General features: G+C 44.2%; 20 protein-coding genes and 1 pseudogene. 6 read left to right on the forward strand and 15 right to left on the reverse strand.

Annotated elements, in window-relative coordinates:
- Nucleotides 1–6 precede the first annotated feature (6 nt).
- The 6 genes and pseudogenes from rsxC to IR173_RS01965 form a co-directional block, all read right to left on the reverse strand.
- Nucleotides 7–1,344 carry an electron transport complex subunit RsxC gene (gene rsxC / locus IR173_RS01940; protein WP_237038002.1) on the reverse strand — a complete coding sequence of 446 codons (1,338 nt, stop codon included), beginning with the start codon at nt 1,342–1,344 and terminating at the stop codon, nt 7–9.
- 38 nt (nt 1,345–1,382) lie between these two features.
- A complete protein-coding gene (locus IR173_RS01945) occupies nt 1,383–2,312 on the reverse strand; it encodes a Fe-S cluster domain-containing protein (RefSeq protein ID WP_237038003.1) in 930 nt (309 codons plus the stop codon).
- Between the two features lie 20 nt (nt 2,313–2,332).
- Nucleotides 2,333–2,761: a SoxR reducing system RseC family protein gene (locus IR173_RS01950; protein WP_237038004.1), complete on the reverse strand. Its 429-nt coding sequence runs from the start codon at nt 2,759–2,761 to the stop codon at nt 2,333–2,335.
- A 178-nt stretch (nt 2,762–2,939) separates the two neighbouring features.
- Nucleotides 2,940–3,839 (reverse strand): DMT family transporter, encoded by a 900-nt coding sequence (locus IR173_RS01955; protein WP_237038005.1) that lies wholly within the window; start codon nt 3,837–3,839, stop codon nt 2,940–2,942.
- 195 nt (nt 3,840–4,034) lie between these two features.
- Complete coding sequence (locus IR173_RS01960) at nt 4,035–5,225, reverse strand: MFS transporter (protein WP_237038006.1); 1,191 nt, start codon at nt 5,223–5,225, stop codon at nt 4,035–4,037.
- Nucleotides 5,226–5,418: 193 nt separating this feature from the next.
- Nucleotides 5,419–5,553, reverse strand: a pseudogene (locus IR173_RS01965) (AAA family ATPase); the annotation flags it as partial.
- Nucleotides 5,554–5,794: 241 nt separating this feature from the next.
- Here IR173_RS01965 and IR173_RS01970 point away from each other — a divergent pair.
- From IR173_RS01970 to IR173_RS01985, 4 genes are all read left to right on the forward strand, one after another.
- Nucleotides 5,795–7,243 (forward strand): glutamate decarboxylase, encoded by a 1,449-nt coding sequence (locus IR173_RS01970; RefSeq protein WP_237038007.1) that lies wholly within the window; start codon nt 5,795–5,797, stop codon nt 7,241–7,243.
- 65 nt (nt 7,244–7,308) lie between these two features.
- Nucleotides 7,309–8,271 (forward strand): glutaminase A, encoded by a 963-nt coding sequence (gene glsA / locus IR173_RS01975; protein ID WP_237038008.1) that lies wholly within the window; start codon nt 7,309–7,311, stop codon nt 8,269–8,271.
- A 143-nt stretch (nt 8,272–8,414) separates the two neighbouring features.
- Nucleotides 8,415–9,737, forward strand: a complete 1,323-nt coding sequence (locus IR173_RS01980; RefSeq protein ID WP_237038009.1) for an alpha-L-fucosidase — start codon at nt 8,415–8,417, stop codon at nt 9,735–9,737.
- A gap of 4 nt (nt 9,738–9,741) precedes the next feature.
- Complete coding sequence (locus tag IR173_RS01985; protein WP_237038010.1) at nt 9,742–10,608, forward strand: copper homeostasis protein CutC; 867 nt, start codon at nt 9,742–9,744, stop codon at nt 10,606–10,608.
- A 97-nt stretch (nt 10,609–10,705) separates the two neighbouring features.
- Here IR173_RS01985 and IR173_RS01990 read toward each other — a convergent pair whose 3' ends face one another.
- Entirely contained in the window at nt 10,706–13,372 is a 2,667-nt protein-coding gene (locus tag IR173_RS01990; protein WP_237038011.1) for a transglutaminase domain-containing protein, read from the reverse strand.
- 95 nt (nt 13,373–13,467) lie between these two features.
- The gene (locus IR173_RS01995) at nt 13,468–14,223 is read right to left on the reverse strand and encodes a potassium channel family protein (RefSeq protein WP_237038012.1); all 756 of its coding nucleotides are present in this window, start codon (nt 14,221–14,223) and stop codon (nt 13,468–13,470) included.
- A 163-nt stretch (nt 14,224–14,386) separates the two neighbouring features.
- On the opposite strand from IR173_RS01995, the gene gadC reads away from it, so the two are divergent.
- Both gadC and IR173_RS02005 read left to right on the forward strand, forming a co-directional pair.
- Nucleotides 14,387–15,880, forward strand: coding sequence for a putative glutamine/gamma-aminobutyrate antiporter GadC (gadC, locus tag IR173_RS02000; protein ID WP_237038013.1), 1,494 nt, complete (start codon nt 14,387–14,389; stop codon nt 15,878–15,880).
- A 261-nt stretch (nt 15,881–16,141) separates the two neighbouring features.
- Nucleotides 16,142–18,388: a sensor histidine kinase gene (locus tag IR173_RS02005; protein WP_237038417.1), complete on the forward strand. Its 2,247-nt coding sequence runs from the start codon at nt 16,142–16,144 to the stop codon at nt 18,386–18,388.
- A gap of 27 nt (nt 18,389–18,415) precedes the next feature.
- Here the strand turns inward: IR173_RS02005 and nhaA are convergent, their stop codons facing one another.
- From nhaA to IR173_RS02040, 7 genes are all read right to left on the reverse strand, one after another.
- Entirely contained in the window at nt 18,416–19,753 is a 1,338-nt protein-coding gene (gene nhaA, locus IR173_RS02010; RefSeq protein WP_237038014.1) for a Na+/H+ antiporter NhaA, read from the reverse strand.
- 132 nt (nt 19,754–19,885) lie between these two features.
- Complete coding sequence (locus tag IR173_RS02015; protein ID WP_237038015.1) at nt 19,886–21,064, reverse strand: cation:proton antiporter; 1,179 nt, start codon at nt 21,062–21,064, stop codon at nt 19,886–19,888.
- Between the two features lie 90 nt (nt 21,065–21,154).
- On the reverse strand, nt 21,155–22,936 hold the full coding sequence (lepA, locus tag IR173_RS02020; RefSeq protein WP_237038016.1) for a translation elongation factor 4: 1,782 nt from the start codon (nt 22,934–22,936) through the stop codon (nt 21,155–21,157).
- A gap of 99 nt (nt 22,937–23,035) precedes the next feature.
- Nucleotides 23,036–23,239, reverse strand: coding sequence for a winged helix-turn-helix domain-containing protein (locus IR173_RS02025; RefSeq protein ID WP_005937362.1), 204 nt, complete (start codon nt 23,237–23,239; stop codon nt 23,036–23,038).
- A 158-nt stretch (nt 23,240–23,397) separates the two neighbouring features.
- Complete coding sequence (locus IR173_RS02030) at nt 23,398–23,859, reverse strand: C-GCAxxG-C-C family protein (protein ID WP_237038017.1); 462 nt, start codon at nt 23,857–23,859, stop codon at nt 23,398–23,400.
- Nucleotides 23,856–24,812, reverse strand: coding sequence for a D-2-hydroxyacid dehydrogenase (locus IR173_RS02035; RefSeq protein ID WP_237038018.1), 957 nt, complete (start codon nt 24,810–24,812; stop codon nt 23,856–23,858). Before IR173_RS02035 ends, IR173_RS02030 begins: the two co-directional genes overlap by 4 nt.
- A 15-nt stretch (nt 24,813–24,827) precedes the next feature.
- Nucleotides 24,828–26,105, reverse strand: coding sequence for a replication-associated recombination protein A (locus IR173_RS02040; protein ID WP_237038019.1), 1,278 nt, complete (start codon nt 26,103–26,105; stop codon nt 24,828–24,830).
- Nucleotides 26,106–26,171 lie beyond the last annotated feature (66 nt).

Genomic DNA, 26,171 nt, shown 5'->3' on the forward strand with positions numbered 1-26,171 from the left:
GTCGAATTATTTTTTAGCATTACGTGCACGGATAATACCGCCTACTGTGCCCTTACCCAAACGGATATAGTCCAGCAAATAACGATGAGACGGACATGTGAACTGACACGAACCGCACTCGATGCACGACATTACATCTTCTTTTTCTACTCTCTCCCAATCCTTGTGAGCCGAAAGTGTCGCCAATAAGAAGGGTTCCAGTCCCATGGGGCACACACTGACACACTTGGCACAGCGGATACACGGCTGGGCTTCTGCACGGGCAGCCTCCTTATCGTTCATAATCAGCACACCCGAACTACCTTTACAGATAGGAACTTCGGTATTTACCAGTGCCTTACCCATCATCGGGCCACCACCAATCACCTTTCCGGTATCTTCGGGCAAACCGCCTGCCGCATCAATCAGCTGGCTCATCGGAGTCCCCATACGGGTGAGGAAGTTGGACGGATTCTTGACAGACTTACCGGTAACAGTTACGATACGTTCAAACAAAGGTTTGTTTTTCTGAACAGCTTCATAAACGGCAAATGCAGTACCTACATTCTGAACCACCGCACCTACATTGATAGGAATAGCGGGAGGAGCAGGAACCTGACGGCTGATTACAGCATCTATCAACTGCTTCTCACCACCTTGCGGATATTTCACTTGCAAAGGAACCACTTCGATGCCGGGATATTGAGCAGCCTTTTCAGTCATCAACTTAATAGCATCCGGTTTATTGTTTTCAATACCGATGTATCCTTTAGTCACTTTCGCAGCTTTCATCAAGATGCTTACACCAACTAATACTTCATCAGCCTTTTCCAACATCAGACGATGGTCGGCTGTGAGATAAGGTTCACACTCTACGGCATTGATAATTACACATTCGGCCTTGCAGCCCGGAGGAGGAGAAAGCTTCACATGGGTGGGGAAACAAGCACCTCCCATACCTACTACACCTGCATTTTTTACTTTAGCAACGATTTCTTCGGGCGTTAACGTACACTCTTTTACTAATGTTGAACTGCGGTCGATTGATTCTTCCCACTCGTCACCCTCCACATCGATAAAGATGGCCGGCTTGCGATAACCGCTTGCATCGATTACGGCGTCCACCTTGTTCACTTTACCGGATACAGACGAGAAGATGGCTGCAGAAACAAAGCCTCCCGCCTCAGCAATCTTCGTACCTACCTTCACTACATCGCCTTTTTTCACGATGGCAGTAGCAGGAGCACCGATATGCTGCGACAAAGGGAATACCGCTTGCTTAGGAAGTGCAAGGGGTTCGATAGCTTTGCCTGCCGACAATTTATTTTCTGCTGGATGTACTCCACCAATTCTAAATGTCTTCACTGTTATATCTTTTTAATTTTTACTTACTTTGAATTTGATTATGCTTCCGCCTTAGGAGCTTCAGGTGCTTTCGGAGCTTCTACCTTTGCAGCAACGGGTTTAGCAGTCGCTTCACCGGCCGGGGCTTCCACCTTCGGCTTACGCGGCGGGAAATTGATGGCTTGGATAGCACCCTTCGGACATTCTGATTCACACTTGCGGCAAGACTTACACTTAGCCGGGTCAATGTATGCCAGATTGTTTTCCAACGTAATCGCCTCGAACGGACAAACTTTCACGCACTTGCCGCAACCGATACAACTTGCCTTGCAAGCTTTGTTAGCCACAGCACCTTTGTCTTTGTTCACACACATCACCACTACGCGGCGATTATTCTTACCCTTCGGACGGATTTCGATAATCTTGCGCGGACAAGCCTTGCTACAAGCTCCACAAGCCGTACATTTTTCTTCGTCCACTTCCGGAAGGCCGGTTTCGGGGTTCATGTGAATAGCGTCAAACTGACATACTTCCACACAATCACCACAACCCAGACAGCCAAATGTACAACCGGTCTCACCACCCGAAGTGGCATGAGCAATGGCACATGACTTGGCTCCGTCATACAGAGCAGTACGAGGACGATTTTCACAACTACCGTTACATCTTACCACCGCAACTTTCGGTTCGGCAGCAACGGCTTCCAATCCTAAAATGGCAGCAACTTTCTCCATAACAGGAGCACCGCCGACCGGACATAATTTACCCTCCAGCGAACCGGCATCTGCCGCCTTCACACAGGCACCTGCAAAACCAGAGCAACCGGGATAACCACATCCACCGCAATTTGCCTGAGGAAGCACTTCGCTAACTTGGGCAATCCGCGGATCTTCATACACAGCAAACTTCTTAGAAGCGGCATACAAGATAACCGCGGCAATCAAGCCAATCGCTCCCAACGAAATTACTGCAACCAGAATTAAATCCATAAGTTTTAGTTAGTTATTTATTAATTATTTTTTATAGGTTCAAGCGTAAAAGAGAACTTCTTGCTCAACTTCCCTCTATACATATATATAATAAGGTAATATGGAGCTAAAGCCAATAAAGAAATAATGGCCGACTTCAGTTCATCTCCCCCGGTGAGGTGCATCGTGATGAATAAAGCAGCCAACAATATCAAGAAAGGGACGCCAAAAGCCAAAAATACGGCCTGCATCCCCATAGAAGTCGTTCCATAAAGCATCACCTCCTCACCCACTCGGTAAGAAGAAGCTTTCGTGTCGAAAACATCAACCAGTTTTTCTTTGCTCTCGGATGCGTTGCAGTGTCCTTTTACGCTGCAAGCAGAACAGGCAGAAGTTTGAACGATTCTCACTCGAATATGAGAACCGTTTATGCTTTCCACAATACCACGATGTTTGATTATATCGGTCATTTTTGCAAACTCTACATTACAAAACTGTGGCAAAAGTAATACTTTAATTGCAATCTATGAAGGATAAAATGATATTTTCGTTATAAAAATCGTTTTTTTATCGGGAGATATTGAAAGAACAAGCAAAAAAGGTATATCAAAAGCCCCCAGACACTCTTTTGATATACCTTTTTTCTTTTTAAACCTTATTCTTACTTTCTGCTACTTCCACCAGATAGACACTGATGCAAATCATAACAATCGCTCCCAGTTGCGTCCATGAAAAGCGGTCTTGCCCCAGCAGGAATGAAGTAACGGTTGCCACTATCAATATCAGATATCCATAAATAGCCACTAATGTCGTTTTCAAGTATTTCAGTCCGATGGGAAGAAGCAGGTAACTGATGGTTGTCGGAAATATGAGTACAAAAAGCAATACCAACATCGGAGTAGAAAAGAGCGACATACTCATTATAGGTGCTTCAAATCCATAGATTGAGTTGACAATCAGTGACATTACTGCCGCTCCCAGGAATGTATATTTCAGCAAGGTCATATCTCCCACCCCCTTGAGAAACCGATTGCTGACAACTAAATATATGGCATAAACTACCGAACTGACAAAGCATATCAGATTTCCGGCCATGGCATTGGATGCCAAATCGTCACTGGGCTGTGTAGCGATGCAAAGAATTGCTCCTCCCAGTCCCAAACCGATACCAACAAGTTTCATCCATGTTACTTTCTCTTTATAAAACAAGACAGCGATAACAAACACCCAAATGGGTTCCAGACTGACAAATATGGAACTGGACACCGGCGTAGTCATACTGATACCTAAAAGGTAAAAAATCATATATCCGTACATTCCAAATGCTCCCAGCAAAAAGAGTTGCCATTTCTGGCGGGTAGTAGAATCTTCAGGTTTACAAAAAATATCGATAAGCCAAAATGCTGCCGCTCCGAATACCAGACGGAATGTAACCCCTGTAACCGGAGCTATCCACAAAGGTAAAAGATATTTTAACGCGTTCATATTAAAGCCTCCCAGTGCTTTGGAGACTATCATGCTAAGGTTTGCTTCAACTTGTTTGTTCATAATGAGCTTTTTTTACATGGATATATAACCGTAAAAACAGCCTTTTGGTTCAAAGCAACCAAAGTTCTGTATACCGATAGGATAATATCCTTTGATGTGCCGCCTGTTTACACTACCTTTCCCATGCCTAACATGAAGTATTTCCCTCCCTAAGACTAAAAGAAAGGGAGGGGGGCTGCCTTCCCCTATAAACACTCAGAATTCCAGCTTTTCCTGTTTCATCACAATAAACATGGCCATTAACGCAATCATCAGGTTTAACCAGAAAGCAAAGGTCTGCGAATGGGAATGAAACAGATTTTGAGCTATATTCACAATAAACGGACAGAGAAGAATGGCCACATAATTCATCGCCATTACAAAAGCGAGTGCTAATGTCACCTTATGGGGTACGGCCACATCAGAAGTCTTATCATAAATCAACGGTTGAATAATGCCATAGGCCAATCCGTTCAAAATACACCCCAAAGCAATCAGTATCTCGGAACGGCTTACCAAGATAATTCCCATACCGCAAGCTATCAACAACAAGCAAATCATATAGATACGCCGCCCTAATGCTTGCACAATCTTATTTAATACAAAGCCCGGCGCCATGATAGCAAGGAAAAATAACGAAATCAGGATACCTGCCCGCCCACTGGACAATCCATATTCTTCCATCAAAAAAGGAAGATTAAAACTGATGATTATCACCAAATAAGTAGCCAGCCCGTAAAATGCCATAAGTTTAATCAATGCCTTTACATCAATGCCTCGCTTCCCCATCTCTTTAGAGGTAGCGGCAGGCGCGTCGTCTTTGGGATGATAGCCGGACAAATCTTTCTTTAAATAATAAGTAAGAAAGATGGATATAAACGGAAAAAGATAAACCAGAAACGGCAGGTGCCAGTTCACTTCTGCCAGATAACCGGTCAGTGTAGTGGCAAGTACTAACGTAATATTGGTGATAGCGGAACTGTAACCAAACTGTTTGGTACGGTAATTCCCCACAAAATAACGAGATATCAATCCTGTAGAAAGCGGAACAATCAAACCCGAACCTATACCGAGCATTGCGCTGATGACAATCAACTGCCACATCTTATTAGAAAGCAGATAAAGTATGCCACTCACTCCGAAAATAGTCAAGCCAACTTGCAGCAACAATAGATTATTCACTTTCTCGGTCAACTTTCCCGATAGCAGAATAAAAGGGATAATAAGAAGTGAAGGTAACGAGGAAAGCATCTGAATTTCCAAATCCGTGGCCGACGGAAAGATTTTGTTCAAATCCCCCAAGATGGGAGAAACTGCCAATCCCGGCAATGCATTTAATGCCGAGATAGAAAATATACCTATTAATGTAATGAGGGGAATAGTCCCCTGCCCTGTCTGTACTTTCATACTTGTAGTAATTTATTGTATGAGATACACAACAAGGCAAAAGACGTTTGGTTCAATACAACATATCGTTTATCCCTCTACTTTCCATTCATAAAGAATATCGGCAAGAAAGCTTTGCAAGCGGCGGAAAAAAGAATCATAATCACCTGCACGAAGTTCACGAGTAATCACTCCGTTTTAATAACTCAACCAAATAGGTCGGTGTTGTAAAAATCAACAAGCTTTTTCCAAAACGGCGGGAACGGTTCAAAAAATAATACGCCCCTGAAGTCACTATCTGATAAACCAATGCCGTTTTATCAATGTAAAGGTAATCTCCTAAACGCAGTTCATCAAATTACATGCTCCTAAAATATCGATTACAGGCATCCAATGATTTTATATATAAACAAAGGTATCTTTTTTTCGTTCATAGTCCAATGATGATTCCCATCGTTTTTTTGTATTTCCCGATGCAACATTAAAAAACATAAAATCAAGGAACTTTTCACCAACCCCTATGTTGAGGGAGAAAAACGCGGGAAACTCCCACGTTCTTCATTATATTACTAACCTAAACTTTAAGTAAAATGAAAGATTGTAATTGTGATTTGAGAGAAGGTGATGCAAAGACATCTGTGTTTGGCTCAAACGAAATGCTACAACCCTCACCGGTAGACACTATTCCGATGAACCCTACTACCCCGCAGATTGCCTATCAAATGGTAAAAGACGAAACATTTGCTCAGACCCAGCCACGTCTTAATCTGGCTACTTTCGTTACGACCTATATGGATGACTATGCCACCAAATTGATGAACGAAGCTATCAACATCAATTACATTGATGAGACTGAGTACCCGCGTATCGCTGTAATGAATGCCAAATGTATCAATATCATGGCCAACCTGTGGAATTCCCCCGAACAGGCAAAATGGAAATCAGGAGCATTGGCCATCGGTTCCAGTGAAGCTTGCATGCTGGGTGGCGTAGCTGCCTGGTTGCGCTGGAGAGACAGACGTAAGGCCCAGGGCAAACCGACCGACAAACCTAACTTCGTCATCTCAAGCGGTTTTCAGGTGGTATGGGAGAAATTCGCCCAACTTTGGCAGATTGAGATGCGCCAAGTACCTCTTACTCTGGACAAGACCACCCTGGACCCCGAAGAAGCATTAAAGATGTGTGACGAGAACACCATCTGCATTGTTCCTATCCAAGGTGTGACATGGACAGGTCTGAACGATGACGTGGAAGCACTGGACAAAGCGCTGGACGCATACAATGCCAAGACCGGTTATGAAATTCCTATCCACGTAGATGCTGCAACCGGCGGTTTCATCCTGCCGTTCCTCAGCCCCGAAACAAAGTGGGACTTCCGTTTAAAATGGGTTCTCTCTATCAGTACCTCCGGCCACAAGTTCGGACTGGTTTATCCGGGTCTGGGATGGGTAGTATGGAAAGACAAGAAATACCTTCCTGATGCCATGTCATTCAGCGTCAATTATTTGGGTGCAAACATCACACAGGTTGGTTTGAACTTCAGCCGTCCCGCTGCACAGATTTTGGGACAGTACTATCAGTTTATCCGTCTGGGATTCGAAGGATACAAAGCCATTCAATACAATTCCATGGAAATCACCAAGTATATTCACAGCGAAATAGCCAAGATGACTCCATTCGTAAACTACAGCGACAATGTAGTGAATCCTTTGTTCATCTGGTACATGAAACCCGAATATGCAAAGAACGCCAAATGGACTCTTTACGATTTGCAGGCTAAATTACAGCAAAGCGGCTGGATGGTTCCTGCCTATACTTTGCCGGAGAACATTCAGAATTATGTGGTTATGCGTGTTGTGGTACGTCAGGGATTCAGCCGTGATATGGCGGATATGTTGTTGAATGATATCAAGAATGCTATCACCGAATTCGAGAAACTGGAGTATCCTACTCAGACCCGCATCGCCCAAGACAAGAACATTCCTGTAAAGGGCACTGTGTTCACTCACAACGCACATAGCAATGCCGCTAAAAAATAAGCGTAGATAATAATAATGTAACTATCCGCCTTTATGGTGGATGGTTACTTCAATCAAATTAATTTATGGAAAGAACTATAACTATCCAACAGATAAAAGATGTCGCACAAGAGGCTTACAATCTGTATAAAGACAATACAGAAGGTAAAAATGCCGATTACATTCCTTATTTGGCTAATATCAATCCGAAACTATTCGGTATCAGTATTTGCCTGATGAATGGAGAAAAGATTCAACTGGGTGACTATCAATACCAATTCGGCATTGAATCTGTGTCTAAGGTATTGACAGCCATACTGATTCTTCGTCAATATGGTGCACAGAAAGTACTCGAAATGATTGGTGCAGATGCAACCGGACTGCCGTTTAACTCCATCATGGCTATCTTGCTGGAGAATGACCATCCCTCTACCCCATTGGTAAACGCAGGCGCCATCAGTGCAGACAGTATGGTGCAACCCATTGGCAACAGTGATGCCAAATGGAAAGCCATTGTCGACAATATGACAGAACTCTGTGGCAGTGCTCCCCAACTGATTGACGAACTTTATAAATCGGAATCGGCTACTAACTTCAATAACCGTTCTATTGCCTGGTTATTGAAAAACTACAACCGTATCTATGATGACCCTGATATGTCACTCGACCTCTATACCCGTCAGTGCTCCATGGGCATCACAGCCGAACAATTGTCAGTCTGCGCAGCTACAATCGCCAATGACGGCCTCAACCCTGGCACCCAAAAACAAGTATTCGATAAAGAGCTTGCTCCGAAAATCACTTCTCTGATAGCCACCGTAGGCTTCTACCAGCACACAGGTGACTGGCTTTACACTTCCGGTATTCCTGCCAAGACAGGAGTAGGCGGCGGAGTATTGGGAGTGATGCCCGGAATAATGGGCATTGCGGCTTTCGCACCTCCTTTGGACGATGCGGGGAACTCTGTAAAAGCACAACTTGCCATTAAATATATCATGAATAAACTAGGTATGAATATCTTTAACGGACATCGCATCAGCATCAGTTAAACCTGCCCCATTCTTAATCAAAAGCCGGTCTTCTCCCTACCCATTCAGGAAAAGACCGGCTTTTCCTTTTAAAATATTTTCCTCAAAACATTTTTAGCATTCTGACATTATATCTATCTTTGCAAAGATAATTATTCAATATTATGAAAAGCAAGTTTATACAGAAAATCAGTCTAGGCGCTGCACTACTGCTATTTACAAGCAATGCCGCCTTCGCACAAACTCCCGAGCAAAGTTATACACCGACTCCCGAGAATATAAAAGCACGTCAGGAATTCCAAGATAACAAATTTGGAATATTCCTTCATTGGGGCATTTACAGCATGACCGCACAAGGTGAATGGTATATGACCACCCACAACATCCACCGCGATGAATATGCCAAACTAGCTTCGGGATTTTATCCTTCACGCTTCAATGCCGCCGAATGGGTATCGGCCATCAAAGCATCAGGTGCCAAATATATCTGTATTACCAGCCGCCACCACGACAGTTTCTCAATGTTCGATACCAAAGAATCGGATTTTAATATTGTAGACGCTACTCCGTTCAAACGGGATGTGCTGAAAGAATTGGCAGACGAATGCCACAAACAAGGCATCAAGCTCCATTTCTATTATTCACACTTAGACTGGCGCCGCGATGATTATCCCGAAGGAGGAGGCACCGGCCGCGAAACAGGACGTCCGAAAGGACATGGGGACTGGAAGAGCTACTATACCTTCATGAACAACCAGTTGACCGAACTATTGACCAATTATGGACCGATTGGCGCTATCTGGTTTGACGGCATTTGGGATCAGCCCAAAGATTTCGATTGGCAACTGGAAGAACAATACGCATTAATTCATAAGCTGCAGCCCGCCTGTCTGGTAGGTAACAACCACCACCGCATTCCGTATGCCGGTGAAGACTTCCAAATGTTCGAACGTGACCTGCCCGGTGAAAACAAAGCCGGACTTTCAGGACAGAGCGTCAGCTCACTTCCTTTGGAAACTTGTGAAACCATGAATGGGATGTGGGGATATAAAATTGAAGACCAAAATTACAAGTCACCGAAAGCGTTAATACACTATTTGGTTAAAGCAGCCGGAAAGAATGCAAACCTGTTAATGAATATCGGCCCGCAACCCAATGGAGAACTTCCTGCCACAGCTGTAGACCGCTTGAAAAAAGTGGGCGAATGGATGAACCAATATGGAGAAACAATTTATGGAACCCGTGGCGGAGATGTAGCTCCCCATTCATGGGGCGTATCAACCCGCAAAGGCGACCGTTTGTTTATCCACGTATTGGATTTGCAGGACAATACGCTTTATATACCTCTGAAGGCGAAAGTTAAAAAAGCAATGCAATTCACTGATAAGGCTTCTCTTTCCTTCAAACAAGACAAAGACGGTATATTGTTAAAGTTACCGAAAGTGCCCGACGAGATTGATTACGTGATAGAATTAATTATTAAATAACTTTATGAGCAACAAATCAAAAATTGAAATCTGCGCCAATTCCGTTGAAAGTGCAGTAAAAGCACAGCAGGGCGGAGCTTATCGTGTGGAATTATGCGCAGGTATTCCCGAAGGAGGTACCACTCCGTCATTTGGCGAAATACGCATGGCACGCCAACTCTTACAACAAACTAAATTGCACATTATCATCCGTCCTCGCGGCGGAGATTTCCTATATTCTCCATTGGAACAAGAAATCATGTTGCATGATATCAAAGTAGCCCGCCAATTGGGAGCAGACGGAGTAGTATTCGGTTGTCTGACAGCCGATGGCAAAGTAGATATGGAAGCCATGGAAAAATTGATGAATGCCGTAGGCGACATGAGTGTCACTTTCCATCGCGCTTTTGATATGTGCCGTAATCCGCAAGAAGCATTAGAACAAATTATTGAACTCGGCTGCCACCGTATCCTTACTTCAGGACAGGAAGCCACTGCCGAAAAGGGTATTCCTCTTTTAAAAGAGTTGGTAGAACTGGCCGGCGAACGCATTATCATCATGCCGGGATGTGGAATAAATCCTAAAAACATTCGTAAAATAGCTGAAGAAACCGGTGCTTGCGAGTTCCATTTCTCAGGACGTACCACCTGCGAAAGCGATATGTTATACCGCAACCCCAAAGTTTCAATGGGTGGCACGGTGAAAATCGAAGAATATAAAAAGGATGTAACCGACCCGGATATCGTTAAAGCCGCTTGTATAGAACTAACCTTGAAGGACGATAATGATAAGGCTTTGGAAAAGAAAGCCAAAGAATCCAAAAAATCAAAGAGAGCTAAAAAGGATGATGATTGGGATGATGAAGATGATGACTTGGAAGATGATAAATAAATTCAGATGAGAGTCACTCGAATCAATCATTAAAAGAAACGAGGCTGTCCGGAATATTCGGAACAGCCTCATTTCTTTTATACCAGCCTATAAGATTCTAAAGCTTATGGATTACTTTCATCAGTTGCTCACCTAAACCGATGGTATAACCTTGTGAGACAAATACCACACGGTTAAAGGTATCGCCAATAATAAACATAGGCAGAATAGTCTTGTTAGGCAGCTTCATACCTTCAGCAATCTGTTTCTGGATAGCACCGTCTGCATCTATACCATAAGTAATAGTGGAAGGCAATCCCGGAAATTCTTCAGGTCGGAACTTTTTGAACTGTTCTTCATTGGGAAATAACAATACGATACTTCTACCCCACTGCTCAAAATCTTTGCTCAATGCTGCAATATCACGCAATGCATGGTTGGTGGGTTCCTGACCGGCTCCCAATACTGCCACGATATAATAACCGCGTCCGGTGGTAGAAAGGATGGATTTCAACTCATTGCTATCAATCGGCTTATAAAGAGACTCGGAATTGAAATTACCAATTACCTGAACATCATCCTTGCTTTCGCGCATCACCAAATCAACAGTCATTGTTTCTCCCGGCTTGATGGTAAAGAAAGTGATATCAGAAAGCACACCACCGTTTGCCAGACGAGTTCCCGTCACCATCATATAATTACCTTCATCAAGTGCCGTCCCGTTTTTCAGCAAATTGCTCCAGGTAGCACCACCTCCCATGTCGATATCACCTTCGTCATAATTCAATAATTGCAAGGTTCCTTCGGGAGTCACCTTTGAGATAGTGAAATGAGAATAGTATTTGGGATCTTCCAATGATTTGATGGGTGTATATTTTGCAATCAGTTTGCCTGTTTGTGCGGCAGACGGAGAAACAGCCTCAAAGTCTACATCAACCGGTCTGTCATCGCCTATAATTAGTTGTACTTTACCCGTCACCTCATCAATACGTGCCGGAATCCCCATACTGCGTGCCATCGATACAAAGAAAATATCACGGCTATGCGCATCAGCCACACGAGCACGCCATACTCCGGCAGGAGAAATCGGCGCACCACCCAAATTACAGTTTTTGTCCACCTGAATACTGTCGGCCACCCAAGTAGCCAGCTTCATCGGGTCGGCACGGAACGCTTCCATTTCTTGTTTTGAAATAACCTTACCGAAGAAAGACTTATACGGAGTCAGCATTTCATTACTTACACGTGGATTGCGGACAAAACGACGGAAATACTCTGCATTTTCACAAAGACGGGACTGCATGTGGTCTACCAACACTTCAAGACTGACATCACGCAAGTCTTTAGATGAAATTCTCTGCAGAAGGTCTATCCCACCCTTTTTGGATTTGTCGGAACGCAAACGGGCAAGGAAATCACGGATTACCAGATGATTACCACGTGACGCAACCAAAATCTTAGCCACGGCCTCTTCATCCAACTTATATTCCTTCGCAAAGTTACGGGCCGATTCATCACTCATAAACGTAGCGACATACGCATTGCGGATAGAATCTTCCTGTGCCATCCGGCGATTATTTTCCGCACGCTGTTCGGGAGTAACCTCAGGCATATTGGCACCTTCGGCAGGAGGTACAATATCCACTTCCATCCTATAATTATCTCCTGCTGTTTTATCCAGCTTCACGGTCAGATTATTATCTTTTCCAAACGAGAGTTTGGAATATCCAAACTTACCGTCCTTAGAGGCCCACACCAGCATATCACCTTTACCGGCAGTAAGGAACGTTTTTCCCTGAGCATCTGTCTGTTTATGGGCTACAGTATAAAATTCAGCATAATTATATACTTTGAATTCCACCTTTGCGTCAGTCACCGGATTGCCCTCGGCATCCACTACGGTCACCTCGGCTTTAGCTGTCGGCGCATAATTATCTATTACATTGATTTCTGTATAATTGGGCGTTTCATACATTACTTCTTCCGGTCCATTGTATCGACCGAACACTTTTGTATGCATCAACATCCCACGTGAAGCCGGTGCGTTAAACCAGCCTAAATCCAAAACCGGTTCGGGCTCACACGCACCAAAGAAATGCCATTTTCCATCTACCCAAGCTTCCACCCAGGCATGATTATCATCTGTATGTGCCCAACGGGGCGTATAAACCTGACGGGCCGGAATACCTACCGAACGGAGTGCAGCTACCGTGAAAGTCGATTCCTCACCGCAACGCCCGTAGGCCGTCTTTACAGAAGCGAGTGGAGAACTGGTACGTGCATCGGATGGCGTGTAGACTACTTTTTCATGACACCAGTGGTTTACCTCCAGCACGGCATCATGTAATGAAAGTCCCTTTACCCGATTCTTTAACTCTTCATAGAACACCTTACGGCTATCGTCCAAGTTTTCATTATTCACCCGGACTGGCAGAACGAAATGACGGAACTCACGCTCCGGAATTGTTTTTCCCCATGGCATCTCCTCACGAGCCTTCAATGAGTAATCAATATTTTCCAGATAATACTCACCGGAATAGTCCGTAATGTCTCCTAATGGCATATAGGCATATAGGAAGGTCATAGCTTCCCGCTGTTCATCACTCATCGGTTGTTCGAACACCTGAAACAGGTCTCCGTGCGACAACTTTGAACGCCGGGTTTCAAAGTCTTGCTGAACGGCATCCCGTTCGGCAGCATCACTTATCAAATGTTTGTTGTTGGTGCACGAGGTAAAACTCAGCATTAAACTAAGCCCTGTGGCACATAGAGCCAATAACTTCATGTTGTTAATTAATTAAGTTAGCAATTATTATTGGCTACAAAGATAAAACTTTTTAGCAGGAATGCGAAAATAAATATTTTTAAGTGTCCTAAAAGCTATTTATCTGCAGAAACATTATGCTGAGGAGTATCGCCATCCACCGTTTGCTTTTCATAATATTCTTGTTTCCGCTTATTTGCCTGCTGCACCAGGCTGGTGACATACACAGTAAAGATAGGAAACATCATCATTCCAAGCGCAGCCAGCACCACCGAAAGTATCTTACCGGTCGGAGTCACGGCATAAATATTGCTACCCACTGTGGTCACGTCCATAAATGCCCACCACAATGCACTCCAATAATCGGTCACCATCGGGTTCACCTTATGCTCCAGCACAAAAAATATCAGACTGGCAAAATAAACTGTTGCCATCAACATAGTGATATAGGAAGTGAACAAACCCGAAGCTTTGCTCCCCGAGAGCCACCCCACCACAATGGCCAACGCATACCCTCCTCTTAAGAGAGGTATAAAACGAAGGAAATAACTTATCTCCGGAGAAAAAGTGATGTGATAATAATCAATGATATTCAGATATGGAATAGAAACCAGCAAGAAGATAAAGTGACTGCTCAGGTATCTCCACTTATCGGGTGCCAGAAAGAATTCAAGCAGAAAATCAAAAAGGAAAAACATACATATCCAAAACTGTATCCTGAGATAACTCCCCTGATTAAGAAAAGGAATGTTGTGAAAAGTATCTATCGAAATACTTATAATTAAAAAAAGAGACAGACAGAGGATTAAGACATGCAAAATCCCATAAATTCCTTTTCGGGAATAGATAAAAGAAGAAAATGCTGTTTTCATAAACTATACCAATTTATTATTGTTTCCCCTAAAACACTCCGGAATAGCGCTTTGTTTACTCGGCAAAACCGGGGGTTAATAAACCTAAACGGATAAACATCAATTCAGGGAGGTTGTTATAGACACGTAACAAAAACAAATATATTTTTTAAACCTAAACTTTATGGCAAACATTAGCAAATCAGTCAAGCTCGGGGTGTTTACCCTCGCAATTATGAATGTGACTGCGGTTGTTTCCCTTCGCGGGCTACCTGCAGAAGCCGAATATGGACTGAGTTCGGCATTTTATTATCTTTTTGCAGCCATCGTCTTCCTGATACCTACTTCATTGGTAGCGGCAGAGCTGGCAGCAATGTTTCAGGACAAACAAGGTGGTGTATTCCGCTGGGTTGGTGAGGCATACGGAAAGAAGTGGGGCTTCCTGGCTATATTCCTTCAATGGGTGGAAAGTACAATCTGGTATCCTACGGTATTAACTTTCGGAGCGGTGGCTTTGGCTTTTATCGGCACAAACGATGCCCACGATATGTCACTGGCCTCCAACCGCTATTACTCATTGGCGGTAGTGCTTATCATTTACTGGCTTGCCACTTTCATTTCACTGAAAGGAATGGGCTGGGTAGGAAAAGTGGCCAAAGTGGGCGGTATGGTGGGTACCATCATTCCGGCAGGCCTATTAATGGTACTGGCGGTTATTTATCTGGCATCGGGCGGACAAAGCCAAATGAACTTTGACGGCAACTTCTTCCCCGATTTCAGTAATTTCGACAATCTGGTACTTGCATCCAGTATTTTCCTTTTCTATGCCGGTATGGAAATGGGCGGTATCCATGTAAAAGATATGGAGAACCCGGCCAAGAATTATCCGAAGGCTGTATTTATCGGTGCTGCCATCACAGTTGCCATCTTCGTACTGGGTACTTTCGCATTGGGTATCATTATCCCGGAAAAGGATATCAACCTGACTCAGAGTTTGCTGGTCGGCTTCGACAACTACTTTAAGTATGTACATGCTTCCTGGTTGTCTCCTATCATTGCCGTTGCATTGGCATTCGGTGTGTTGGCAGGTGTACTGACTTGGGTAGCCGGTCCGTCCAAAGGTATCTTTGCCGTAGGTAAAGCAGGTTATTTACCTCCGTTCTTCCAGAAAACCAATAACAACGGCGTGCAGAAGAATATCTTGTTAATCCAAGGTTTGGCTGTAACATTACTCAGTTTGTTATTCGTAGTCATGCCTTCCGTACAGAGCTTCTATCAGATTCTGTCTCAGCTCACCGTATTATTGTACCTCATCATGTACCTGTTGATGTTTAGCGGTGCCATTTATCTGCGCTATAACATGAAAAAGGCTCCACGTCCTTTCCGCATCGGCAGTAAAGGCAACGGTTTGATGTGGTTCATTGCCGGACTCGGTTTCTGCGGTTCCTTACTGGCATTCGTGCTCAGTTTCATTCCGCCCAGCCAGATTTCAATCGGCAGTAACACCGTATGGTTTGCCGTACTGATTATAGGATGTATCGTTGTTGTTTCTGCTCCGTTCATTATCTATGCATCCCGTAAACCGTCATGGGTAGACAAGAACACACAGTTTGAGCCCTTCCACTGGGAAGAACAAGCTGCTCCTGCAGACACCAAGACAACCGGAGAAACAAAATAAGTTATCTCCCATGCTTCTACTTTGGGAAGAAGATGAATGTCAAAACTTCCCTTTTATCGAAATCACCCTCGCTACAACTGTCTGTGGCGAGGGTGATTTTTAGTTTATGAGCGTTTCGACACACTCTCTTTTTCTCTTTCGGCCTACATTTATTTCCCTCCCATTCTTCCTATTCAAGAAAACATTCCTATATTTGCGGAGTAATTATCTTCAATATTACTCTTTAATGATATGAAAATGTTGGGTTATGGATTTATTGTGATGCTGCTATTGGTATGCCTTCCCGGGTGTACTTATTCCCCTCGTTCGTCCCAATATAAAATAGCGCTTATCCATTCTTACCAGAAAGGTTACAGCAATGCCGAACGGATTAACAGACTCTTTGTCGATGAATTAAAGAGAAACGGATTGCAATGTAAAATTAAAAGTTATTATCTCAACTGCGAAAAATACAACAGCATAGATGAAGAACGTCGCATCTCCAGATTCATTGACGATTCAAGTGTATGGGGGGCCGATTTAATAGCAGTCCTTGACGACCAAGCCACTTACTCACTGATGGCGTGCAATCATCCGAAAGTCAGAGAAATACCTGTCGTCTTCAGCGGAGTGAACTATCCCAATATGGAGCTGCTGCAACAATACCCCAATGTAACCGGATACATTGACAAGCCCGATTACCTTAAGACTTGCCAAATGATTGAACGAATCATGGGAAAAGTATGTATCCATGTCATTAAAGGAGGTACTTTTCTGGATCGAATTATATGGCAAGACTTGGAAGAACAATGCGGAGGGCACAATATCAACATACGAGACAGGGTAAACGAACAGACATTACATATATCACCGGATTCATTAGAGAATAAAAAGTTCTCTCCTTTTGATTCGGAAAAGCCGGCAGAACTTTCCTATCTCGATACGACTATGATTGCCAAACTGGTCAGCGACTCCGTCCCCGCACGCCGGTTGCTGTGGATGGCTAGCGGAGTCTTCGATTATTCCTTGTTTCTATATACCAAACGTGATTTCACCACTTTACGCATCGGCAGTTTGTTCGACAATCCCGGGTTTGAGACTATAAACGAAGGGTTCGGAGCAAATGATTATATGCTCGGAGGCTATTTTGCACCTATCGAAACTCAAATAAAAGATATGGCGGCAGGAATAAGAGAGAGACTGGACAAGAAGATGCCTGGTCAGCAATTGCAGCAATGTGCCAAACAGTATGTTGTCAATTGGGGAACTTTGGAAAAGTTTAAAATAGCAGAAGAAAGGATTCCCAAGGAGTATATCATCATGTACAAACCTTTCAGCAAAGAATATTCCAGTCTTATCCTGAGCATTAGAATTGCTGTCGGCATCCTCCTGTTGATATTCGTGAGTTACCTTATTTATATATATGGACGGGAGAAAAAACGAAAACAAGATGCTTTGCGCAACTTAAAATATGAGCATGAGTTACTGAGTCTGGCCATGGAAAGCGGAAACACGTATGCATGGCGGTTTGATGGAGAGAAAGCTGTTTTCGATTCACAGTTTTGCGAACTGATTCATCATGACTCTACACAAATGAGCATCGAAGAAATGACCAACTTCATTCATCCCGACGAGCGGAGGAAATTCCTGCATCAGGTAGCCCACCTGTCAGACTATCCCAAACGGACAGCACAATACCGCTGTAAGTTTGCAGATGAATATCAATGGTGGGAATTTCGCTACAAACAGATTTATCACAATGACAAGACTCACCTCATCACCGGCCTACTGCAAAATATTCAGGAGGTAAAAGATAAGGAGGAAGAGTTGATTCAGGCCCGCAAGATTGCAGAGCAGGCAGAGTTAAAGCAATCTTTTCTAGATAATATGAGCCACGAGATACGCACTCCTCTCAATGCCATCACCGGGTTCTCCAATCTGCTGACTACGGAAAAAGACCTTTCGGAAGAAGAGAGACAGGAATTTGTCTCCATCATCAATGACAATACCGATTTATTGTTGAAACTGGTTAATGATGTACTGGAATTATCACGCATCGAATCCGGCAATATGTCATTCAGTTACCGGGAAGAAAGTGTCCGTTCCTTGCTCAACAGCATTTACAGCACTCATCAACTGATGATTTTGCCACCCTTGGAATTTATCAAAGAGTTTCCCGAAGAAGATGTACTTGTACGCATAGACAATATGCGCATGACACAGGTCATCACTAATTTCCTCAACAACGCCAGGAAATTCACGAAGAACGGATTTATCACCTTAGGATACCGCCATCAACCGGCTACCCATGAAGTACATATCTTTGTAGAGGATACCGGAGCCGGTATTCCGAAAGAAGAACAGCAAATCATATTCGACCGGTTCTATAAACATAATGAGTTCTCACAAGGAGTGGGGCTCGGCCTGTCCATCTGTAAAGTGATTGTTGAAAAGATGCAGGGACGCATCGAGGTTACTTCCGAAGTAGACAAGGGCAGCCGTTTTACCATCGTACTGCCCTGTCTGTAAATAAGTTATTCCAAATATCGCTCCACGTTAAGACAACGTCTTTTTCGGCAGCGTAAAATGCAAAACGATATAGCCCAACATACCGGCTATGATTGTACCGCCCAAAACACCTAATTTTGCCTGACTCAAAAGAATCGGAGACGTTTCGAATGATAAATTGGCGATAAACAGGGAAACAGTAAAACCGATACCTCCCAACAAGCAGATACCCGACAGGTTCACCCAGTTCATGCCTCTAGCCATGCTAGCCAATCCACTTCTGACAATAAGCCATGTAAAAGAGTAAATGCCGATAAATTTACCGACTACCAATCCCACCATGACCGCCCATGTGGGGGTTCCCACTTCTATTCCCCCATGACCGGCCGTCAGCACCACACCGGCATTGGCAAAGGCAAACAAAGGAATAATCACATAATTCACTAATCCATGCAAACTGTCTTCCAATGACTGCAAAGGAGAAATCACCCTGTCGGAAGCCGATTCAATGCTCTTCAATACATTTATTTGCAACTTGCTCAGAATAATGCCTTCCTTGTCCGTGCTCGGAAATATCTCTATGTTCTCCTTTATGCGGTTGATGTACCTACCTATCTTATAATGTGGCGTAGCCGGAATCGTAAACGCTACTATCACCCCTGCAATAGTGGCATGAATGCCGCTTTGTAAGAACAGGTACCACATCACCAGCCCCAGCAGAAGATAGAACCAACGATTGTGTATATGCAAATGATTGCCGGCACAAAGCACAAAAAGCACTCCAAAAGAATACAACAAGAAATTCACATCCAGATGGGAGGAATAAAACAAGGCTATTACCAGAATGCCGCCAATATCATCTACCACGGCAAAAGCGGTCAGAAATATCTTCAGACTGATAGGTACCCGGTTGCCGAATAAACTCAGCACCCCCAGAGAAAAAGCAATATCCGTAGCCATCGGAATAGCCAGACCGCTCTCGGCATCTGTACCCGATGTCATATAATAATAGATAATAACCGGAACAATCATACCTCCGCAAGCCGCCACTATCGGCAGCAAAGCCTGTCGAAAGCTGGACAACTCACCCACCAATGTTTCACGCTTAATCTCCAGTCCCACACTAAAGAAGAAAATAGTCATCAAGGCATCATTGATAAAATTCATCAAGGTCATGTGGCTCCCGTTATGACTGAATAAATTGAATTCCCCTATCTGAAGATGCACCTCTTTATTCCAAAAGGCCGCATAAGCATCTCCCCAGGGCGAATTGGCTATAATCATCGCCAGAAGTACGATAACCATCAATAGAATTCCCCCATTAATGTGATACCGAGTAGCACTTAGAAACGAAACATTCATGTTTCCGATTTTGAGTTTTTCCATGTCTTTCTCTGTTATAATATTAGATTCGTGATAAATTCTTATAAAACACGAACCTTCCTGTTATCTTTGAATTCAATAACAGAAAGGAACGCTTTATTGTTTGTATAAAATACTCTTCTTACAAAGTATATGTCAGCCGTTATAACTTCGCAATGCAAGGTTTTTCACCCACAGTACAAATATACTAGTTAAAATTAAATTTAGCACAAGAGTTAACACAGAAATTACCAGTGCAGGGCCGCCTAAATTATATCCCAATGCAATAAAGATGATTCCCGCTCCCACTTCTCCACGGGTAAACATACCGATAGATAAAGCAAGGCGCTCGCTCAACTTACGGTCTCTATAGAACAGCACCGGAAACAGTTTTCCGATATTCGACAACAAAGACACGATTACCACATGATAAATAATCATTCCCCAGGACATCATCTCTTGTGAGCCGGTAATGGAATGAGTACCGCTATGCGCCTCCGAAAAATCCACTCCGATAAAGAGAGGCATACTCATACCCACCAGAAACATGAACAAGAAAGAGACGCCGGTAGACACTTTATGCTCCAAAGGAGTATCTATCTCCTTATGTTTCATAATCATACCCAGAACGAAAGCCGGCAACAACACCTCAATATGGATACTTCCTTCGTCTCCATAAAAGTGCTTGCTCACCATATACACCAACTGTGTAACGGCGAAAACCATGACCGAGTAAAAGAAAATGGCTTTCCAGTCTTGCCTCCAATTGTATTTCCCCAACTGTTTCCAACCGATAGAAAGCAATATGAACACTACTAAAACAATGATAATCAACTGCCAGCGCAGTCCCACCATCATTATTTGCAACGGAATCATCAGCAAGATAGTATCCAGGTCATCAAAGATGGCCAATACCTGAATCTTTTTATAAATCCAACTTGATTTTAATCCGAGAGCCGCCAACATGGTAAACAGGATACCGGCAGAAGTGGGAGCCGCAAAACGGCTTAACAGAAGATTCTCTTTCCATGCTTCCCAACTATGCCAATATTCGGGCGGTAACAAAACAAATACATAATAAACGGCTATCAAAATCCAAGGCATCGCTGCCGTAGCCATTGCAATAAAATAATCCTCAGCATAACTCTTCCATCTCGTCTTATCCATGACAAACTCACGACCGACATTAATCATGATAAAACTCAAGCAGATGTAGAGCAACACATCAGACACACTCTTTATGGTGGTGTACCCCTCGCCTACCGCACCCGGCAAGACTTGAGACACCAAAAGACCCATCATCAGAAAGGCCGAAAAAGACAGAACTTTTCTCATTTATATTTATTTAAAGATTATATAATAAATGGAATGATTGCCTTGAAAGTTCTGCTGACAGCGACAATCATTCCGGGTATTTTACTTTTTTTAATCCAGCTTCAATACAGCAAGGAACGCTTTCTGCGGTACTTCCACATTACCAATCTGCTTCATGCGCTTTTTACCCTTCTTTTGCTTTTCAAGCAATTTACGTTTACGGCTCACGTCACCACCGTAACATTTTGCCGTTACATCTTTACGGACAGCCTTTATCGTCTCACGCGAGATAATCTTTGCACCGATAGCCGCCTGAATAGCAATATCAAACTGTTGGCGCGGAATCAGCTCCTTCAGTTTCTCACACATCCGCTTACCCAAGTCGTAAGCATTGTCGACATGTGTCAATGTAGAAAGAGCATCCACCGACTCACCGTTCAACAGGATATCCAGTTTCACCAGTTTAGAAGGGCGGAAACCGGACTGATGATAGTCAAATGAAGCATACCCCTTGGAAATACTCTTCAACTTATCATAAAAATCAATCACAATCTCTCCCAACGGCATTCTGTAATGTATCTCCACACGGTTGCCCGATACATAATTTTGACGCACCAGTTCTCCGCGCTTGCCCAGACACAAAGTCATAATAGGGCCGATATAATCGGTCGCAGTTATCACGGTAGCATCAATATAAGGCTCCTCGATATGGTCAATCAGAGTCGGGTCCGGCATACCTCCGGGGTTATGCACCTCATTGGCATGTCCCTGCTTGTCATATATCATATACGATACATTCGGAACAGTAGTAATCACATTCATATCGAACTCACGGTCCAAACGCTCCTGTACAATCTCCATGTGCAGCAATCCCAAGAAACCGCAACGGAACCCAAAACCCAAAGCCAATGAAGACTCAGGCTGGAACGTCAATGAAGCATCATTCAACTGGAGTTTCTCAAGCGAAGCACGAAGATTTTCATAATCTTCCGCTTCAATCGGATAAACTCCCGCAAACACCATCGGCTTCACTTCCTCAAATCCGGCAATCGCCTTCTCGCAAGGACGGGCAATATGGGTAATGGTATCTCCCACCTTCACTTCACGTGATGTCTTGATACCCGAAATGATATATCCCACATCGCCGGTGCGCAACTCGTTACGAGGCACCATATCCATTTTCAGAACTCCGATTTCATCAGCATCATATTCCTTACCCGTATTGAAGAACTTCACTTTGTCTCCCTTACGTATCACTCCGTTCTCTATCTTGAAATAGGCTATGATACCACGGAACGAATTGAATACAGAGTCGAAAATCAAGGCTTGGAGCGGAGCTTCGTCATCGCCCACCGGATGCGGTACGCGTTCGATTACAGCGGCCAGAATATCTTCAACTCCCATACCGGTCTTGCCTGATGCACGAATGATATCTTCACGTTTGCAGCCCAGCAGGTCGATTATCTCATCTTCCACTTCTTCGGGCATTGCACTTGCCATATCACACTTGTTCATCACGGGAATAATTTCGAGGTCGTGCTCCAATGCCATATAAAGGTTGGAAATAGTCTGTGCCTGTACTCCCTGCGAAGCATCCACTACCAGCAAAGCCCCTTCGCAGGCAGCAATCGAACGCGAGACCTCATAAGAGAAGTCCACGTGCCCCGGAGTGTCAATCAGGTTGAGAATATATTTTTCTCCCTTATAGGTATACTCCATCTGGATGGCATGACTCTTAATGGTAATGCCTCGTTCTTTCTCCAAATCCATATCATCCAACATCTGCCCTTCAGTCACTTGAATGGTATTGGTGAACTCCAGCAGACGGTCGGCCAAGGTTGATTTTCCATGGTCGATATGTGCAATAATACAAAAGTTACGGATATTCTTCATCTTCGTCGTTTAAATTTCGCGCAAATATACAAAAAAATGCGTTGGCTACATATAAAAACGATGTGCCAACGCATTTTTTTATGAGTTTCTTTTTCTTGTTTACACCAATTTTACAAAGACTTCACCTTCTACTTCAGAAGTTTCCACTTTGTCTTCTCTTAACAACCAACCCAAACCAAGATAAAAATCCTTATCAGCTTTCAATTTCGCAGCCTTTTTGATTTGTTTTTGTGTTAAACCTTCGGTTCCGTTCAGTGCTTCCCAGATCTGTCCGGCAAGAGCACCAGCTTTTTCTTTCAACATTTTCGATTTACTTTTAGTTAAACGTTAATCCGCATCCGCTTTTAATGTTGGCGAATGTTTGTGTTTCTTATCGGTTGCAAAGATACACAAAATTATGTTGTTCAACACGTTTGATTCAAAAAAGTTTTGTTTTCTATAAGAAAAAGCGATTTTCGCAGCTATTTTTTATGGTTTTCGAGATATTCACTCCAAATTTTAGCGGCTTCTTCTACCATCTTTACACACGGACGCTTGGCATAATACTGCTCCGTGCGGGCTTCGGGAGTAGAAACAACCGGTTCTTTTTTACTTAATCCCAACAAATCGGAACATCTCAAGGCACCGTTTCTGCGTTTGAACTCTTCCGCCAATTCCTGCACCAGCGCATAATTGGCAGCCTTTCCCGCACGGTCACTGCCTTCTGTAGCGCCGGTTTCGAGTCCGGCAAGCAGAAACATACCGCAAGCGGCCCCACATGTTTCACGCATACGTCCTATGCCGCCTCCGAATGAAGCAGCCATCCGCAACGCCTGTTCGCGCGTAAAACCGTACTCGTCGGCAAAGGCGGCGACAACGGATTGTGAACAATTATATCCTTCTTTAAACAAAGCCACTGCTTTTGCCACTCTATCTTCTTTCATTTCGCTACGTTGTTTACTATTTCATGATTCATATATCCTTTCAGGTTCTCCACCGCAATGTCCATCAGGCGCATGCGGGCTTCTTTGGTTGCCCAGGCGATGTGAGGAGTGACAAAACAGTTTCTGGCCGTCAGCAACGGGTTGTCGTGTTCGGGCGGTTCGGAGCAGAGCACATCCAGACCGGCAGCAGCAATCACTCCCTTATTCAGCGCATCCGCCAAGTCTCTTTCATTCACCAGCGGACCGCGACCGGTATTGACCAGTATGGCAGTGGGCTTCATAACCGCAAGACGAGCCGCATTGACCAATTCTTTGGTTTCTGCGGTCAGCGGACAGTGCAGGCTCACCACATCACACTCACGAAACAGCTCGTCCAATTCCATTTTTTGTATTCCTTCAGGCAACTGAGACTGTGCTTTCGAAGTGTATGCACACACCTTCATCCCAAAAGCGGAAGCGATGCGCGCTGTCGCCTTTCCCGTATTTCCCAATCCGACAATACCGATTTTCTTTCCGTCCAACTCCGTCAGTCCGGTGTCCCAATAGCAGAAATCGGGATTGTCTGCCCAACGCCCCCGACGATTGTCATGAGCATAATGTCCCACACGCTGGGTAATGTTCAGAAGATGGGCAAATACCATCTGCGCCACAGAAGCGGTACTGTAGGCAGGTATATTTGTCACAATGATGCCACGTTCCCTGGCAGCCGCCACATCCACTATATTATATCCGGTAGCCAAGACACCGATATATTTCAATGCAGGCAATGCCGCCATATTTTCTGCAGTAATCACCGTCTTATTGGTGATAAGCACTTCCGCTCCGGCAGAGCGTTCCATCAACTCATCGGGAGCAGTACGGTCGTAAACCGTCAGTTCACCCAATGCCTCCATCCCCTTCCATGATAAATCGCCGGGATTTAACCCATAACCATCCAAAACTACTATTTTCATATCTTTTTATTATAATTATTCTTTAAACTTATCTCCCCAGAGCCCTTGCATCCGTTCTTTCAGCTTTACTTCCTGAGCATTATTCTGCGGATGCCAAATCCGGCTGTCTTTTATCTCATCAGGCAAAAACTGCTGGTTCACGAAGTTTCCCTGATAGGCATGCGCATATTTATAATCCTTTCCATACCCCAATTGTTTCATCAACTTGGTAGGAGCATTGCGCAAATGCAACGGCACAGGCAGGTTTCCAGTCGAGCGCACCAACTCCAATGCACTGTTGATTCCCTCATAAGCAGAATTGCTCTTCGGACTGGTAGCCAGATATACGGTCGCCTCTGCCAAGGGAATACGTCCTTCGGGCCAACCTATCTTCATCACTGCATCAAAAGCCGTATTTGCCAGCAGCAATGCATTCGGATTGGCAAGTCCGATATCTTCCGCCGCCGATATCACCAACCTTCGGGCAATGAAAGCCGGATCTTCCCCGCCTTCCACCATCCTCGCCAGCCAGTAAAGCGCACCGTCGGGGTCACTGCCCCGGATAGACTTAATGAAAGCGGATATAATATCATAATGCATCTCACCATCCTTATCATAAGCCAATGGATTCTGCTGCAAGCGTTCTGTCACCTTTTCATCGGTTATCACTATCGCCTCGCTGTCGGTATCAGCCTCAACCACCAGCTCCAGTATATTCAGAAGCTTACGGGCATCTCCGCCCGAAAAGCGCAGCATCGCGTCCGTTTCCTTCAGCTCGATATTCTTCTCTTTCAGAATAGCGTCCTTGGTAATGGCAATATGCAGGAGCTCCAGCAAATCATCTTTCTCCAATGACTTCAGCACATATAATTGACAGCGGGACAGTAACGGACGAATCACTTCGAAAGAGGGATTCTCGGTAGTAGCTCCAATCAATGTCACCACTCCGGTCTCTACTGCTCCCAGCAACGAATCCTGCTGTGATTTGCTGAAACGGTGAATTTCATCTATAAACAAGATAGGACTGGCCTGCGAGAAGAAGCGGTTGCTTTTTGCCTTCTCTATCACATCGCGCACATCCTTCACACCCGAAGTGACGGCACTCAACGTATAGAAAGGCGTTTCCAACTTATTGGCGATAATTTGTGCCAATGTGGTCTTTCCCACCCCCGGAGGGCCCCAAAGTATGAAAGAGGAAATGCGCCCTGCATCAATCATCTTTCTCAGAATAGCCCCCTGTCCTACCAGGTGCTTCTGTCCTATATAATCATCCAGCGTCTTCGGACGCAGGCGTTCTGCTAACGGTTGTGCCATAGTTGTATCTAGTTATACTGATGTTGCAAAGTTAATAAAATAATGCCTTCAACCGACCCACTGACA

The organism is Phocaeicola faecalis (genome assembly GCF_021730445.1).
GTDB lineage: Bacteria > Bacteroidota > Bacteroidia > Bacteroidales > Bacteroidaceae > Phocaeicola > Phocaeicola faecalis.